The sequence below is a fragment of the Bradyrhizobium sp. Kon37 genome, assembly GCF_055807535.1.
This window is the reverse complement of record NZ_JBVVOY010000010.1, coordinates 36282-49203: the sequence shown is the minus strand read 5'-3', so window position 1 is coordinate 49203 and position 12922 is coordinate 36282. Positions and strand designations below refer to the sequence as shown.

Here is a 12922-nt window from a genome sequence, read left to right as displayed (position 1 = left end):
GGGACCTGTCAGGATAGCTGGAACAACAGAGGTCCGACATGAAGGCCGTCGTCGTCGAGCAATACGCGCCCATCGATCAAATCGCGCTGAAGGACGTTCCGTCTCCGCGCATCGAGCCGGGACAGCTGCGCATCCGGGTAGAGGCCGCAGGAATCGGATTTGTCGACGGCTTGAAGATCGAAGGGCGCTATCAGACCAAGGATCCCCTGCCCTTCATTCCCGGAACCGAATTCGCAGGGATCGTGGACGAAGCGCCCGGCGCACCGGGCGGCTATCGACCCGGCATGCGCGTGATGGGCATGACGCGGTCGGGCGCGCTCGCCGAAGAGATCGTCGTCACCCCCGAAGCGCTCTATCCCCTGCCGGACGGCGTCGCGGCGGAGGTCGCCGCCTCGTTTCGTGCCAATTACCTGACCGCCCTCTATGCGCTGAGTGCGCGCGCGTCGCTCGGCGCAGGCGAACAGCTTCTGGTGCTGGGCGCAGCGGGCGGCACGGGAATCGCGGCTGTCCAGATTGGCAGGCTGCTCGGCGCCCGCGTGATCGCAGCGGCGTCGACACCAGACAAGCGCGAGTTCGCGCGACAGCACGGCGCCGATGCCATGGTTGACTACACGCAGACCAACTGGCGCGACACATTGAAGGAATTGACGGGAGGACACGGCGCCGATGTGATCTTCGACCCCGTCGGCGGCGAAGTCTCGGTTCAGGCCTTTCGCTCGATCGCATGGCGCGGCCGTCATCTCGTGGTCGGTTTTGCCGCCGGCGCGATCCCTGCATTGCCGTTCAACCTGCCACTGCTGAAGGGTGGCGCCCTGCTCGGCGTCGACCTCGCGCAGCTTCCAATCCGCGAGCCCGAGGTGCAGAAGCGCCTGATGTCGGAGCTGACGGCCTGGTTGGTCGACGGCCAGCTGAAGCCCGTGGTCGGTCGCGTCTTCACGCTGGATGATTTCCGGGAAGCGTTCAGGACCATGCAGACGCGCGGGGCGCTTGGCAAGATGGTCGTGCGTATCTCGAAATAGGACTAGTTATGCGCCCAGCCGGTCGAACTGGACCTTGCCCGCCTTCATCACCATCGGGATGTGCTCGCCCTGGCCGAGCAGGCAGGCCACGTCGCGCAGCGGATTGCCGTCGACCACCAGCAGGTCCGCAATGGCTTCGGGCATGATGCGGCCGAGCTTGCCTTCCATGCCGAGCACCTCGGCGCCGATCAATGTCGCGCTGGCAATGACCGCGCGCGGTCCGAGAATTTCGGCGCGGATGCGGAATTCGTCGCTCTGCAGACGCTGCGACGGTCCGAGCAGGTCGCTGCCGAACCCCATCTTCACGCCGGCATCGCGGTAGATCGTGAGCGAACGCAGGCCGGCGTCGCGAACATCGGCGATCTTGGCCACGCTCTCCGGCGGCAGGCCATACTGAGCGCCCTCGTTGGCCAGCGCCTCGTAGGTGACCAGCGTCGGCACCACATAGGCGCCCTTCTCGGCCATCAGCTGCGCGGTCGGAGCATCGACCAGATTGCCGTGCTCGATGGTGCGCACGCCGCAGCGAACGGCGCGTTCGATCGCGGCAGCGGTGTAGGCGTGGGCAAGCACATAGGTCTGACGCCCGCGCGCCTCCTCGACGATGGCGCGGATCTCGTCCTCGGAGTAGCCGAAGGCACCGACCGGATCGGTCGGCGAAGCGACGCCGCCGGAGGCCATGATCTTGATCTGGTCGGCGCCCATCTGGAGTTCCTCGCGCGCCGCCCTGCGCACGCCGTCGACACCATCGGCAACGCGCGCCAGCGCGCCGACACGCACGCAGCAGGGGCACGGTGCGTCGCTGGCGAGGTAGTCCGAGCGGGCTCGCATGTCGCCGTGGCCGCCGGTCTGGCTCAGCGCACGTCCCGAGACGAACAGCCGTGGACCGTCGGTGAGACCGGTCTCGATCGCCTGCTTCAGCGCATGGCCGGCGCCGCCGGCGTCGCGCACGGTGGTGAAGCCCCGCCGCAGCATGCCGCGCAGCAGCAGCGTCGAGCGCAGCGTCACCAGCACGTTCGGCATGTGCACCTGCTGCGCCAGATTGAGCTCTACGGCGATCGCATGCACATGCAGGTCGATCAGGCCGGGCATCAGCGTCTTGCCCTTCAGATCGACGGTGCGGTCGGCTTCCACCTGGAGCGGCCGATCGGAGACCTCCTTGATCAGACTGTCCTCGACCAGCACGTGATGCCCCTCCAGGAGGTCCGGCTGAAGCGGATCGAGCAGAGCGGCGTTCTTGAAGAGCACACGGGACATGACGACTTCCTGTCTTATCAGGACTGGATCAGCAGCACGGGCAAGGCGAGCTGGGCGAATGGAAGACACGCAGCGATATCGTCCTCGCCGTACCAACCTGCCTCATGGAGCAGATTGAGCGAGCCGAGCGTGCGCCCGCGCCAGCGCACGGGCATGTTGAGCACGCTTTCGCAGCCGAGCGAAGCGATCAGCTCGTGATCGGAAAACACCTCGCGCAGATCGTCCCGGGTGCGGCCGATATAGGCCTCGCCGCGGTCGAGCACGGCCTCAGTCCACGGCCCCGCCGCCAGGCGTTTGCGTCCGCCCGCGGGGTAAGGTCCGGGCAGATTGGAATACACCCGCGCTGCTTCCCTTGTGTCGTCTTCATAGGTCAGGATCGTGAACAGCTTGTGCCCGATCGCCGATTTCAAGGCGTCGTCCAGCGCCGAGTACAAGGCATCCGGCTGATCCGCCCTGCCCTGCGCGGCCGCGACGGCGCAGAGCAGCGGATCGGACCGGCGTTTCGTTTCCCTCATGCGACTTCACCCGCCGCGATCTCTTCCAGCGAACGGCCGCGTGTCGGCACGCCCATCAGCACCACGGTCAGCGCGCCTAACAGCAGCACGCTTGTGGTGAGGCCGAACACGCCGGCGAAGCCGAAATTGGGATAGAGATAGCCGACCAGGATCGGCGAGACGATCGCACCGATGCGGCCGATTGCGGAGGCGAGCCCGGCGCCGGTGGTTCTCACCGCCGTCGGAAATACCTCGGCGGTATAGGCATAGACGCCCGCATAGGTTCCGTTCATGAAGAAGGACAGCAAGATTCCGGCGACCATGATGTGCTGGTCGCTCTGCGCGAATGCAAGTCCAAGCGCGCTGGCGCCGCCGAGCACCATGTAGGAGGCGATCGTCGCCTGCCGGCCGATGCGCTCGTTGAAGTACGCGGCGCTGAAATAGCCGGGGATCTGCGCGCAATAGATCGCGATCGAATAGGCGAAGCTCTTGGTGATGCTCATGCCGTTCTGGACCAGAAGGCCGGGGATCCAGACGAAGAAGGAATAGTAGCTGAACGTGATCGTCAGCCACATGATCCAGGTCATGATGGTGATGCGCGCCTGGCGGCCGGCGAGCAGCGCAGCAAAATTGGCAAGCAGCGTCCCACCAGTCACGGCAGGCGCCGTGATTTCGACGACCGGTTGCGGCAGGACGTGGCCTTGGCTCGCAAATCCGGCCTCGATCCTGTCCAGCACGGCTGCGGCTTCCTTCTCCCGGCCCCGGCTTTCCAGCCAGCGCGGCGATTCCGGCAGCGCCCTGCGCCACCACAGCAGCATGACGACCGGCACCGCGGTGATCACCAGAACGATGCGCCAGCCGTTCTCATAGGCGGGCACGATGAAATAGCCGAGCAAGGCCGCCGCGACGAAACCGAAGGAGAAGAAGCCGGCCAGCGCGCCGGTAAAGCTGCCGCGGTAACGCCGTGCGACGAATTCCGCCAGATAGGGCGCAATGATTGCGCTCTCCGCGCCGGTGCCCATGCCCGCGACCACGCGGGCGGCGAAGAAGGACGACCAGTCGTTCACCGCCGCGCTGACGATGGATGCGACGCAATAGAGCGCCAGCGCCGACATCATCACCGCACGACGGCCGATCAGGTCACCCAGCGTGCCCGCCAGCAGCGCGCCGAACAGGAAGCCGATATAGGTGCTGCTGCCGAGCACGCCGATCTGCACGCTCGACAGATTCCAGGTCGTGCGCAGCACCGGCAGGATGAACGCCAGCACGGCTGCGTCCATCGCGTCGAACATGTAGCCGAGCCCGCCCATCAGCAGCAGATGCCCGTGGAAGCGCGCAAATGGAAGGCGCTCGATGCGCGCCGAGATCATCGACATGAAAGTCCCCTCTGTCTGGCGGCCCGGCACTCCGCTCATTCCCTGGGGAAACCATAGACAAGGAGATATTATCGTCATAATTTATAATCATGATCTAGTACATCACTGTGGTGAATGTTCTGTCGTTCCGAAAGCTCGACCTCAACCTGCTGAAAGTGTTCGAGGCCCTGATGACCGAGGGCAGCGTCACGCGCGCCGCCAACGCGCTCCTGATGACGCAGCCGGCGGTCAGCAATGCGCTCGCACGACTGCGGGACGCGCTCGGCGATCCCCTGTTCGTCAGGTCCGGCACCGGCATCCGTCCGACCCAGCGCGCCGTGGTGTTGTGGGAGCCGATCGGCGAAGCGCTCGAAACCGTCCGCGGCGCGCTCGACGAGCAGGTGTTCGATCCGCGCCGTGCGCAGACCGAGTTCAGCCTGTCGATGTCGGATTACGTCGCCTCGCTGGTGATGCCGAACCTGCTGAACCATTTCGGCAAGGTCGCGCCGAAGGCGCGCATCCACACCGTCCCCAACACCGTCGTGGAGATCGCCGATCAGCTCGAGGACAACAGGGTCGATTGTGTGTTGAGCGTCTATGTCAACGAGGCGCAGCAGCCGGCCGCCATCCGCTCGCGCTCGCTGTGGACCGTCGACTACGCCTGCTTCATGCGGCGCGGCCATCCGCTCGCGGCGGTGAAGCGGCTGAGCACGCGCAGCTTCCTCAACGCAGGGCATGTCGATGTGAGCCTCGCCGGCAAGACCTTGCCGTCCTACGACCTCTTCCTCGCCTCGCGCGGGCTGTCGCGCAACCTGGTCGCGACCGTCAATCACTACAGCGCCGCCTACGAGATCGTGCGCCAGTCGGACCTGATCGCGGTGCTGCCGAGCGATCTGCGCTCGCAATCCCGACACGCGCCGTTCCTGCACGCGATGCCGCTTCCGCTCAAGGCGCCGCCGCGCATCGTCAGCCTGTTCTGGCACCAGCGCAACGACACCGTACCGGCGCAGCGCTGGCTGCGCGACACCCTGGTCGAGATGTTCGCCAGGTCCGACTGAAGGCGCAGGCCCCCGACACCCGAAAAAGGGAAACAATGGGTTTCTCGAAGCAGCATTGTGTTCCAGTCCCCGCTGCTTAGCTCCAACGGAAGCAAATCCCCTCCCCCAGTGACAGGCGCGCAAAGCTGCGCCCGCAGAGACCTCATCAATGACCGCACCGCTCGAATTCGGACTGGACACCTTTGGCGATGTCACCAAGGACGCCGCCGGCGCGATGCTTCCGCACGCGCAAGCGATCCGCAACGTCGTCGACGAAGCGGTGCTCGCCGACGAGCTCGGCCTCGACTTCATCGGCCTCGGCGAACATCACCGCGCCGACTTCGCGATCTCCTCGCCCGAGACCGTGCTGGCGGCAATCGCGTCGCGGACCAGGCGCATCCATCTCGGCTCGGCCGTGACGGTGCTGAGCTCGGACGATCCAATCCGCGTCTTCCAGCGCTTTGCCACGCTCGACGCGCTCTCGAACGGGCGCGCCGAGGTGATCCTCGGCCGCGGCTCGTTCACGGAATCCTTCCCGCTGTTCGGCTTTGATTTGCGCAAGTACGAAGAGCTGTTCGAGGAGAAGCTCGATCTGTTCGCAGCACTGCTGTCGCAGAAGCCGGTGACCTGGGAAGGCAAGCTGCGTCCGCCGCTGAAGGATCAGCTGGTCTATCCCCCGGTCGAGAACGGCACGCTCAAGACCTGGATCGGCGTCGGCGGCAGTCCGCAATCGGTGGTGCGCGCGGCGCATTACGACCTGCCCCTGATGCTCGCGATCATCGGCGGCGATCCCGCGCGCTTCGCGCCTTTCGTCGATCTCTATCACCGCGCCTTTAGGGAGTTCGGCCGCCCGGCACAGCCGATCGGCGTGCACTCGCCCGGCTATGTCGCCGAGACCGACGAGCAGGCGCGCGAGGAGCTGTGGCCCGACTACAAGGCGATGCGCGACCGCATCGGCAAGGAACGCGGCTGGCCACCGATGGGCCGCGACGAGTTCGTCAATGAGGCCGAGCACGGCTCGCTTTATGTCGGCTCGCCGGAGACGGTCGCGCGCAAGATCGCCAAGACGGCAAAGGCACTCGGCATTTCGCGGTTTCAGCTGAAGTATTCGGCGGGCCCGCTGCCGCATGGCAAACTGATGAAGAGCATCGAGCTCTACGGGCGGAAGGTGGTGCCGATGGTGCGGGAGATGATGGGGTGACTTGCGCGCTGCGCCAGTCCGCCTGCGCCCTACGGCGCGACAGCCTTCGCTCGCTTCGCGCCATGACCATCGGTGCCGGCTTGCCGAGCCGTAGCTCGCGAAGCGAGCGAAGGCTGGTGGGGGAGGCAGGACTCGAACCTGCGAAGCCATAAGGCGGCTGATTTACAGTCAGCTCCCTTTGCCACTCGGGACACTCCCCCGCTCGACGGCAGCACAATCGGGCCGGACCTTGCCGGCGACCGAAGACGGCCATGGAACGTGAAGGCCGCGACAGCCCGGATGGGGGCGCGACCGGGCGCGGTTATCGGCGAAGCGATGGGGTAAAGTCAACCGAGGCGAACAGCTAAAATCGCCCCCGAAGCCACCCAAATTGCCATATTCCGGGACCCGTGACACAAGCGAGCCCATGAAGGATCGAAAATTCAACCCGAGGGGGCCCCGTGGCGGGTCTAAGCCCTTCAACAGGCCCGGAAAATCGGCCGGTCGCCCGGCCCGGCGCGATCGCGATTCGGACACCGACGGTCCCGTCATCCTCTATGGCTGGCACACCGTCACCATGGCGCTCGCCAACCCCCAGCGGCAGATCCGCAAGCTGACGCTGACTGAGAACGCCGCAAGGCGTCTGGCGGACGAGAACATCGCAACCCGCATCACGCCCGAGATCGTCCGGCCCCAGGAGATCGATCGGCTGCTGTCGCCCGACGCCGTGCACCAGGGCCTGCTCGCGGAAGCCGATCCCCTGCCCTCGCCAGACATCGAGGATTTGGTGCAGGACGGCATCGTGCTGGTGCTCGACCAGATCACCGATCCGCACAATGTCGGCGCGATCTTGCGCTCGGCGGCGGCGTTTGCGGTGAAGGCGATCGTCACCACCGCGCGCCACAGTCCGGAAGCGACCGGCGTGCTGGCCAAGGCCGCCTCCGGCGCGCTGGAGCTGGTCCCGATGGTGACGGTGCAAAATCTCGCCCGCGCATTGACCACGCTGAACGAGCTCGGCTTCCAGACCGTCGGGCTGGACAGTGAAGGCAGCGCCGATCTTTCCGAGGTCACCCTGCGCGAGCCGCTCGCGCTGGTGCTGGGCGCGGAAGGCAAGGGCCTGCGGCAATTGACACGCGAGACCTGCAGCGTCGTGGCGCGGCTCGACATGCCCGGCGAGATCAAGAGCCTCAACGTCTCGAATGCCGCCGTGCTCTCGCTCTATGTCGGCGCCAGCCGGCTCGGGCTGATGAAGCGGTAACAAAACAAAAGAAAACGCCCGTCCGCATCGCGGACGGGCGTCTCGTTGGTTCAACCGATCAAGCGATCAGTAATAGCGACGCAGCACGCGGTGGCCGCCATAATACGGCGCATGGCGCGGGGCGTAGCCGTAGCGCGGGCCGTAGCCGTAATGCGTGCGCGGCAGATAGCCGGCGCGCGGGCCGTAGCCGTAGCGATACGGACGGTAATACGGGCGGCGGTAGGGATAGGCGGCCGGCCCTTCGACCGCGGCGGCGCGATAGCCATAGCCGTGCCCATAGCCATAACCACGGCCGTAGCCGTAATTGGCGGGCGCAACCACCGCGTCCTCACGGTAGGTCGGATACGGCGCGAAGGCGCCCGGGCCGGTGTAGGTCGGGCCCTGGTTAACGTGATAATATTGCGTGGTGGGCTCGGCGAGACGCTCATAGGCGCCGTAGCCGTAACCATAGCCGGCCCCGTAACCGCCGCAACCGGTGTTGCAGCCGGAATAGACCGGCGCGACCGGCTGGCACGGATTGAAGCCGCAGGCCGCGGCGGGCGCGGTGGCAGCGAACATCACGGCAGCCGCCGCGACCAGTCCCGAAATCATCTGACGCATTACTCTCTCCTGTTGATTTTCGTTTGTTGTTTAACCCGGCGGCCTGCCGGGCATCTCTGCACGCGGCCGCGGCCGAGGACGCCGCGGCTGGTCGTTGATCTCGGGCGCGAGGATCACCGGCGGCGGATTGACGGGTACGTCCATCTGCGGCGGCAGCGGCGCCGATTGCGCGCCCCAGCTTTGGTAATAGCCCTCGGCGGGCTTGGGCAATTTGCGGTTCGCGGGCGGCTCGACCTCGAGCCGGCCATAGCCGGGCCGCAGGCCCAGCGTCGGGTAGTAATGGCCGACGTCGGTGGGCTGGCGCTCGGCGACATAGCGCCCGCCATAGATCGTGGGCTGCACCTGGACGTTTTTCCCCAGGCCCCAGGTCCCCTCGATCACGCTATAGGACGCATCGATGTTGTTGATGATGATGGGTACGCCCGGCCGACCGGGAACGACGATATCGAAGCCGCCGCCGGCAAACGCCGTCGCGGGCAGTCCGATCAGAAAGGCGGCGAGCGCAGATACGCGCATGAGGGGATCCCATTTATTCGGCGACAACCTACCCGATGGCGGCGCAGAGAGGGTTAAGGCCCTCTCACCAATTGCTGGTAAGCCTAATGTGTAAGGATTGCGCGCCGCTCAAATCCTCTAAAGCGAACTAGTGAAGCATTAACGCCGGCGGCCCCTGCAGTCCGGAACCGTGGCGCGTGCTCACTTCCGTTTGACTGTCGCACACGAAAATCCGCCGGTTTCAGCGGAACGTCCGGCGTCCTCGGCGTTTAGCCCCCGTCAACAAAATGGGAGCCAAACAATCATGAATATCAAACTTCTCGGAGCCACGGCGATTGCGGCGACCCTGGTGACGGGCTCTGCCATGGCGCAGGCCGTGATCAACAATCCCGGCCGCTGCGCGGCGCAATTCCCCAACGCCAACTGCCAGAACGTCGGACCGGGAAATCCGTACACCGACAGCGGCTATCGGCATCGTCGCGTGTCCTATCGCCAGACCACCAACGGCGACTGGAATAACGACTGGAACAGGAGCCGCACCGGCTTCTGGCCGACCGACGTCGCCGCCGGCGCGGTCGGAGCAGCCGCTGGCGTAGCCGGCGCAGCCGTCGGGACTGCGGGCGCGATCGCAACCACCCCGTTCCGTGCCACCAACGACGCCTACGCCTACGACAATGGCTGGGATAATTCGTGGAATAATTCTTGGGACAATCGCGGTTGGGACACCCGCACCTACGCCCAGCGCAACGGCTTCGTCTGCACGCCCGGCACCTGGTTCAAGGGCGAAGACGGTCGCCGGCACATCTGCCAGTAAGGCCGTTTGAACCGAATGCGACAGATCAGGCGGCCTTCGGGCCGCCTGATTCATGTCTGCATCGGGCATCGCGGGTTCTGGCACTTTCCGGTCAAGTCTGGTATTGCGGCGCGCACGGGCGGACAGCCCCGGCATACGCCGGCCCTGCCCCGCTTCTCCAGGCGTCGCCGGCTTAGCTCAGCGGTAGAGCAGCGGTTTTGTAAACCGAAGGTCGGGGGTTCAATCCCCTCAGCCGGCACCACCGATTTAGCCGACACCACGGCCTTATAGATCAGGGCACTCCTCGGTCTGACGACGGCCAGAATCGATTTCCAAGGCAATCACGTCAGAGATTTCCGAGCGACCGTTACACTCAACTCGAGCAGCGGGTGCTTCTCGTTCCTGACTGTAATGAGGACCTGCGCCCCCTTTGCCGACGCGACGTCTCTGGCAATCGAGGTCGCCATTGCGATCGCCTCTTTTTCGGCGGCTTCCGGGCCGGGCAAATCCACCCCATCCTCGTCGACCGCAGCGAAAAAATCGTCCTTGATGTCGAAGTAGAACTTCATGGCTCAGAGCGACGGATTGAGATGAAGGTAAAGCACGTCGAAGTCTGCTATTTGACGCAGCCCGGCTTCATCAAGGATCGATATTCTTCCCCGTTCCAGGTCCAACACGCGCTGAGCACGCAGCTGCTGAACGACGCGATTCATGTGAACCACACTCGTGCCGACGGCGTCGGCGAGGAGTGCCTGAGAGGCCGGAAAGTCGAAGGACAGGCCGTCCGCTCGGCCGATCGCCTTCAATCTGGTGTAAAGCTCAAGCACGAGGTGCGCCACGCGGCTTGTGGCTTCGCGTTGACCGACGTTGCAAATCCACTCCCGGAAGATCGCGGCGTCGGTCAGTGTATCGCGCCAAAGCGCTTGAGCCACGTTGGGCCGCTTTCTTATCAGCGAGCGCACCGCTGCATGGGGAATGAAGCCGAGAACGCTATCGCCCAGCGTGCTGACGTCATGGTCCATCACATGCAGAAAGAGACCCTGCAGATCGGGAATGTCGCCGGGTTGGTGAAAGGCCATGATCTGGCGGTGGCCATTGCCGACGATCTTTGATCTCAGGATAAAGCCATCAACGACAAGGCAGCATGCCGAAGGTCGATCTCCGAGAGAAACGACCGGTTGACCGCCAGCCATCCGCTTCACCGTGATTGGCAGATGACGGATAGCGACCTCGTCCTCTTCGTCAATTTCGGTGCTGACCCGCAACCGCGCCAGGAAAGGTTCGAAAATTTCCGCGTTATTCATCGTTAGCTCCGGTCGGCAAACGAGTTTTTGTCACGTTCGTTCCAACCTGGGGCCGCCAGCGATTGTCTCAAGCGAAGCAGAGGGACTGCCGCAAATTCCAACACTCGGCGGAACCAGACGGGAACGGCGTCAATTCATCTCGCCGCGAAGCCTTGGCGCGAAATTTGAGGCGCAACGCTCACTTGGAATACTTAGGTGCGCTGCTTTGCTGGAAGTGCTCGGCGCCTGATATCTCCACCCAGGCATGTTTCGACTGTTCGAAAACCGAGCGGATGGGCGCCGGGTAGTTCGGAACCGCGACCGCGCCCACGGCAACGCCGATCATCGCAGGCAGATTGTCCGCCTTCCAATAGACCGTCGAACCGCACGCGGGGCAAAAATAGCTGCGGACCTTGCCGCCGCTTGCGGCTGTCCGGACGTATTCGTACGACCTCCCTGAGATCGTGACGCCCTCCGCCGGATAGAACGCACCGACCCCGAACGGCGCGCCGGTTCGACGCTGGCAGTCAATGCAGTGGCAGGCAACGACGAGGCTGGAAGCTCCTGGAAGCGACAGCGCGAGAGCGCCGCAGCTGCATTGGGCATCGATCATCGGGATTCACTCCACTCTCGTTGGTCCTGTAGTTCGGATGGAGCGCAGCGCGATCCGGGCTACAATTGATCCAGCCGCCACAGCCCGAGGCTCTTGTCGCGCCAGCCGCCACCGCCCTCTTCGCAATGCTCGTTGATCAGCTCGCGCGGCGCCGGCCAATCGAACGGCGCTTTCTCCATGTTCAGCGCGCGCCAGTCGCCGTCCTCGCAATCGCGATTGTTTTCCCATTCGGGAAATGTCGTGACCAGCAGGAAATGCGCGCCGCTGGCGCGGAAGTTCGCGACGGCGCGAACGATGTTGTCGAAGCTCAAATGCACCAGGCAGTCCCGGCACAGAACGACATCCGCGCGCGGCAGTGCATCGCGCGTGATGTCGGTAACGAGAAATCGGCCGGACAACTCGCCGGCCGCGACGCGCTGGCGATTGGCCGCGATCAGCGACGGCACGATGTCGATGCCGGTGTAGTCGAGATCCAGCTTGATGCGACCGATCCAGCCCGCGTCACCGCAAGGGGCGTCGAGCAGTGAGTGCGCGCCGAGCCGTTGCAGCAGGAGAGGAAGCGCCTCGCGGACCGCGGCGGTCGCGGGGGCCTCCGAACCGAGGCCCGACACCGAGGTGGCCGCGCCCCACAGGTTGGTCTGCTCGATCCGCTCGAACCGCGCGGCGAGATCGAGGTCCGCGAAATTGTCGCGGTCGGCGACGAAGCGTTCGTGAGCGAGCACGGATGGACGTTTGGCGATCACCGGGCAGACCTCAGACCATGATTCCGTCGTGAACACGCTAGCAGGTAGAGCTTTGCGTCCGAAGTCCGTCTCAAGCCGGTTTCTGCCACTCCATGACGTGGAAGAAGGGCACCCGTCGATGACGCGCATTCCTGTCGGGGTCGCCGCCCGTGGGCTGCGGCTCGACGAACAGGCGCAACTGGAGCCCGCGATCGAGCAACAGCGTCATGTACATCGAGAGCGGACGATGCCAGTTCTGGACGCGAATGCCGCGCCATGTCACCCAGGTCGGCCGCTCTTCCATGTAATGATCGATGACGAAGCGCAAGACGCCCTCGCCGTCACGCGTCCAGCCCTCGGGCGGACCGGCGGTGTTGAAGCTGGTCAGGTTGGCGATCAAGAGCGTACCGCCCGGCCGCAGCGCCGCCTCCATCCTCGCGATAGATCCAGCGAGATCGGGCATGTCTATCAAACTGAGATAGCTGACGACCAGATCGAACTCCGCGCCGAAATCCATTGTCTCGGCTCGGCCGAGCCGATAGTCGCCCTGCGGGTCTAACTCAATGGCACGCGCGAGCAGCGCTTGGGTTGGATCGACGCCAGTGGTGCGGATACCGGCGCGCTGCATGATGCGACAGAAGCGCCCCTCCCCGCAGCCGACGTCGAGCGCATTGCGGAAGCCTCGCCCTTCGATCCGCGCCCGCATCGGCGCGTCCAGCACGAAGCGGCGGCCATAGTCGCCGTCCTCGCCCTGCTCGACGATCCAGGCCATCGCGGACGCGGCCCAGCCGTCGCTGACATCGTCGCTCATGGTCGACC

General features: G+C 64.9%; 15 protein-coding genes and 2 tRNA genes. 6 read left to right on the top strand and 11 right to left on the bottom strand.

Annotated elements, in window-relative coordinates:
• Positions 1 to 38 precede the first annotated feature (38 nt).
• The gene (locus AC0L3J_RS19800) at positions 39 to 1019 is read left to right on the top strand and encodes an NADPH:quinone oxidoreductase family protein (protein ID WP_473348107.1); all 981 of its coding nucleotides are present in this window, start codon (positions 39 to 41) and stop codon (positions 1017 to 1019) included.
• Between the two features lie 6 nt (positions 1020 to 1025).
• Here AC0L3J_RS19800 and AC0L3J_RS19795 read toward each other — a convergent pair whose 3' ends face one another.
• The 3 genes from AC0L3J_RS19795 to AC0L3J_RS19785 are packed head-to-tail and all read right to left on the bottom strand — an operon-like array spanning position 1026 to position 4143.
• Positions 1026 to 2273 (bottom strand): metal-dependent hydrolase family protein, encoded by a 1248-nt coding sequence (locus tag AC0L3J_RS19795; RefSeq protein WP_473348106.1) that lies wholly within the window; start codon positions 2271 to 2273, stop codon positions 1026 to 1028.
• 17 nt (positions 2274 to 2290) lie between these two features.
• On the bottom strand, positions 2291 to 2788 hold the full coding sequence (locus AC0L3J_RS19790; protein ID WP_473348105.1) for a GAF domain-containing protein: 498 nt from the start codon (positions 2786 to 2788) through the stop codon (positions 2291 to 2293).
• Positions 2785 to 4143 (bottom strand): MFS transporter, encoded by a 1359-nt coding sequence (locus tag AC0L3J_RS19785; protein ID WP_456769383.1) that lies wholly within the window; start codon positions 4141 to 4143, stop codon positions 2785 to 2787. Before AC0L3J_RS19785 ends, AC0L3J_RS19790 begins: the two co-directional genes overlap by 4 nt.
• Positions 4144 to 4250: 107 nt before the next feature.
• Between AC0L3J_RS19785 and AC0L3J_RS19780 the strand changes: the two genes are divergently transcribed.
• Together AC0L3J_RS19780 and AC0L3J_RS19775 are read left to right on the top strand one after the other, a co-directional pair.
• The gene (locus AC0L3J_RS19780; protein WP_473348104.1) at positions 4251 to 5180 is read left to right on the top strand and encodes a LysR family transcriptional regulator; all 930 of its coding nucleotides are present in this window, start codon (positions 4251 to 4253) and stop codon (positions 5178 to 5180) included.
• A 148-nt stretch (positions 5181 to 5328) separates the two neighbouring features.
• Positions 5329 to 6360: an LLM class flavin-dependent oxidoreductase gene (locus tag AC0L3J_RS19775; protein WP_473348103.1), complete on the top strand. Its 1032-nt coding sequence runs from the start codon at positions 5329 to 5331 to the stop codon at positions 6358 to 6360.
• 114 nt (positions 6361 to 6474) lie between these two features.
• Here the strand turns inward: AC0L3J_RS19775 and AC0L3J_RS19770 are convergent.
• Positions 6475 to 6560 (bottom strand) — tRNA-Tyr (locus AC0L3J_RS19770).
• 206 nt (positions 6561 to 6766) lie between these two features.
• Here AC0L3J_RS19770 and rlmB point away from each other — a divergent pair.
• Positions 6767 to 7597 carry a 23S rRNA (guanosine(2251)-2'-O)-methyltransferase RlmB gene (rlmB, locus tag AC0L3J_RS19765; RefSeq protein WP_473348102.1) on the top strand — a complete coding sequence of 277 codons (831 nt, stop codon included), beginning with the start codon at positions 6767 to 6769 and terminating at the stop codon, positions 7595 to 7597.
• Positions 7598 to 7663: 66 nt separating this feature from the next.
• Here the strand turns inward: rlmB and AC0L3J_RS19760 are convergent, their stop codons facing one another.
• Complete coding sequence (locus AC0L3J_RS19760; RefSeq protein WP_473348101.1) at positions 7664 to 8197, bottom strand: hypothetical protein; 534 nt, start codon at positions 8195 to 8197, stop codon at positions 7664 to 7666.
• A gap of 30 nt (positions 8198 to 8227) precedes the next feature.
• Complete coding sequence (locus AC0L3J_RS19755) at positions 8228 to 8713, bottom strand: hypothetical protein (RefSeq protein WP_473348100.1); 486 nt, start codon at positions 8711 to 8713, stop codon at positions 8228 to 8230.
• Positions 8714 to 8996: 283 nt separating this feature from the next.
• Between AC0L3J_RS19755 and AC0L3J_RS19750 the strand changes: the two genes are divergently transcribed.
• Together AC0L3J_RS19750 and AC0L3J_RS19745 are read left to right on the top strand one after the other, a co-directional pair.
• Positions 8997 to 9506 (top strand): hypothetical protein, encoded by a 510-nt coding sequence (locus AC0L3J_RS19750; RefSeq protein ID WP_473348099.1) that lies wholly within the window; start codon positions 8997 to 8999, stop codon positions 9504 to 9506.
• 166 nt (positions 9507 to 9672) lie between these two features.
• Positions 9673 to 9747 (top strand) — tRNA-Thr (locus tag AC0L3J_RS19745).
• A 79-nt stretch (positions 9748 to 9826) separates the two neighbouring features.
• Here AC0L3J_RS19745 and AC0L3J_RS19740 read toward each other — a convergent pair.
• The 5 genes from AC0L3J_RS19740 to AC0L3J_RS19720 all read right to left on the bottom strand — a co-directional run bounded on the left by AC0L3J_RS19740 (position 9827) and on the right by AC0L3J_RS19720 (position 12914).
• Positions 9827 to 10054 (bottom strand): DUF6894 family protein, encoded by a 228-nt coding sequence (locus AC0L3J_RS19740; protein WP_456769377.1) that lies wholly within the window; start codon positions 10052 to 10054, stop codon positions 9827 to 9829.
• A gap of 3 nt (positions 10055 to 10057) precedes the next feature.
• Positions 10058 to 10789 carry a Crp/Fnr family transcriptional regulator gene (locus tag AC0L3J_RS19735; protein WP_473348098.1) on the bottom strand — a complete coding sequence of 244 codons (732 nt, stop codon included), beginning with the start codon at positions 10787 to 10789 and terminating at the stop codon, positions 10058 to 10060.
• Between the two features lie 178 nt (positions 10790 to 10967).
• Entirely contained in the window at positions 10968 to 11381 is a 414-nt protein-coding gene (locus AC0L3J_RS19730; protein WP_473348097.1) for a GFA family protein, read from the bottom strand.
• Positions 11382 to 11440: 59 nt separating this feature from the next.
• Complete coding sequence (locus AC0L3J_RS19725; protein ID WP_473348096.1) at positions 11441 to 12124, bottom strand: class I SAM-dependent methyltransferase; 684 nt, start codon at positions 12122 to 12124, stop codon at positions 11441 to 11443.
• 70 nt (positions 12125 to 12194) lie between these two features.
• The gene (locus AC0L3J_RS19720; RefSeq protein WP_473348095.1) at positions 12195 to 12914 is read right to left on the bottom strand and encodes a class I SAM-dependent methyltransferase; all 720 of its coding nucleotides are present in this window, start codon (positions 12912 to 12914) and stop codon (positions 12195 to 12197) included.
• Positions 12915 to 12922 lie beyond the last annotated feature (8 nt).

What these genes read in the sequence shown, in the direction of transcription:
- AC0L3J_RS19720 (WP_473348095.1), bottom strand. Translation starts at nt 12,914, where the DNA reads ATGAGCGACGATGTCAGCGACGGCTGGGCCGCGTCCGCGATGGCCTGG.
- AC0L3J_RS19795 (WP_473348106.1), bottom strand. Translation starts at nt 2,273, where the DNA reads ATGTCCCGTGTGCTCTTCAAGAACGCCGCTCTGCTCGATCCGCTTCAG.
- AC0L3J_RS19785 (WP_456769383.1), bottom strand. Translation starts at nt 4,143, where the DNA reads ATGTCGATGATCTCGGCGCGCATCGAGCGCCTTCCATTTGCGCGCTTC.
- AC0L3J_RS19740 (WP_456769377.1), bottom strand. Translation starts at nt 10,054, where the DNA reads ATGAAGTTCTACTTCGACATCAAGGACGATTTTTTCGCTGCGGTCGAC.
- rlmB (WP_473348102.1), top strand. Translation starts at nt 6,767, where the DNA reads ATGAAGGATCGAAAATTCAACCCGAGGGGGCCCCGTGGCGGGTCTAAG.
- AC0L3J_RS19760 (WP_473348101.1), bottom strand. Translation starts at nt 8,197, where the DNA reads ATGCGTCAGATGATTTCGGGACTGGTCGCGGCGGCTGCCGTGATGTTC.
- AC0L3J_RS19775 (WP_473348103.1), top strand. Translation starts at nt 5,329, where the DNA reads ATGACCGCACCGCTCGAATTCGGACTGGACACCTTTGGCGATGTCACC.
- AC0L3J_RS19735 (WP_473348098.1), bottom strand. Translation starts at nt 10,789, where the DNA reads ATGAATAACGCGGAAATTTTCGAACCTTTCCTGGCGCGGTTGCGGGTC.
- AC0L3J_RS19750 (WP_473348099.1), top strand. Translation starts at nt 8,997, where the DNA reads ATGAATATCAAACTTCTCGGAGCCACGGCGATTGCGGCGACCCTGGTG.
- AC0L3J_RS19730 (WP_473348097.1), bottom strand. Translation starts at nt 11,381, where the DNA reads ATGATCGATGCCCAATGCAGCTGCGGCGCTCTCGCGCTGTCGCTTCCA.
- AC0L3J_RS19790 (WP_473348105.1), bottom strand. Translation starts at nt 2,788, where the DNA reads ATGAGGGAAACGAAACGCCGGTCCGATCCGCTGCTCTGCGCCGTCGCG.
- AC0L3J_RS19755 (WP_473348100.1), bottom strand. Translation starts at nt 8,713, where the DNA reads ATGCGCGTATCTGCGCTCGCCGCCTTTCTGATCGGACTGCCCGCGACG.
- AC0L3J_RS19800 (WP_473348107.1), top strand. Translation starts at nt 39, where the DNA reads ATGAAGGCCGTCGTCGTCGAGCAATACGCGCCCATCGATCAAATCGCG.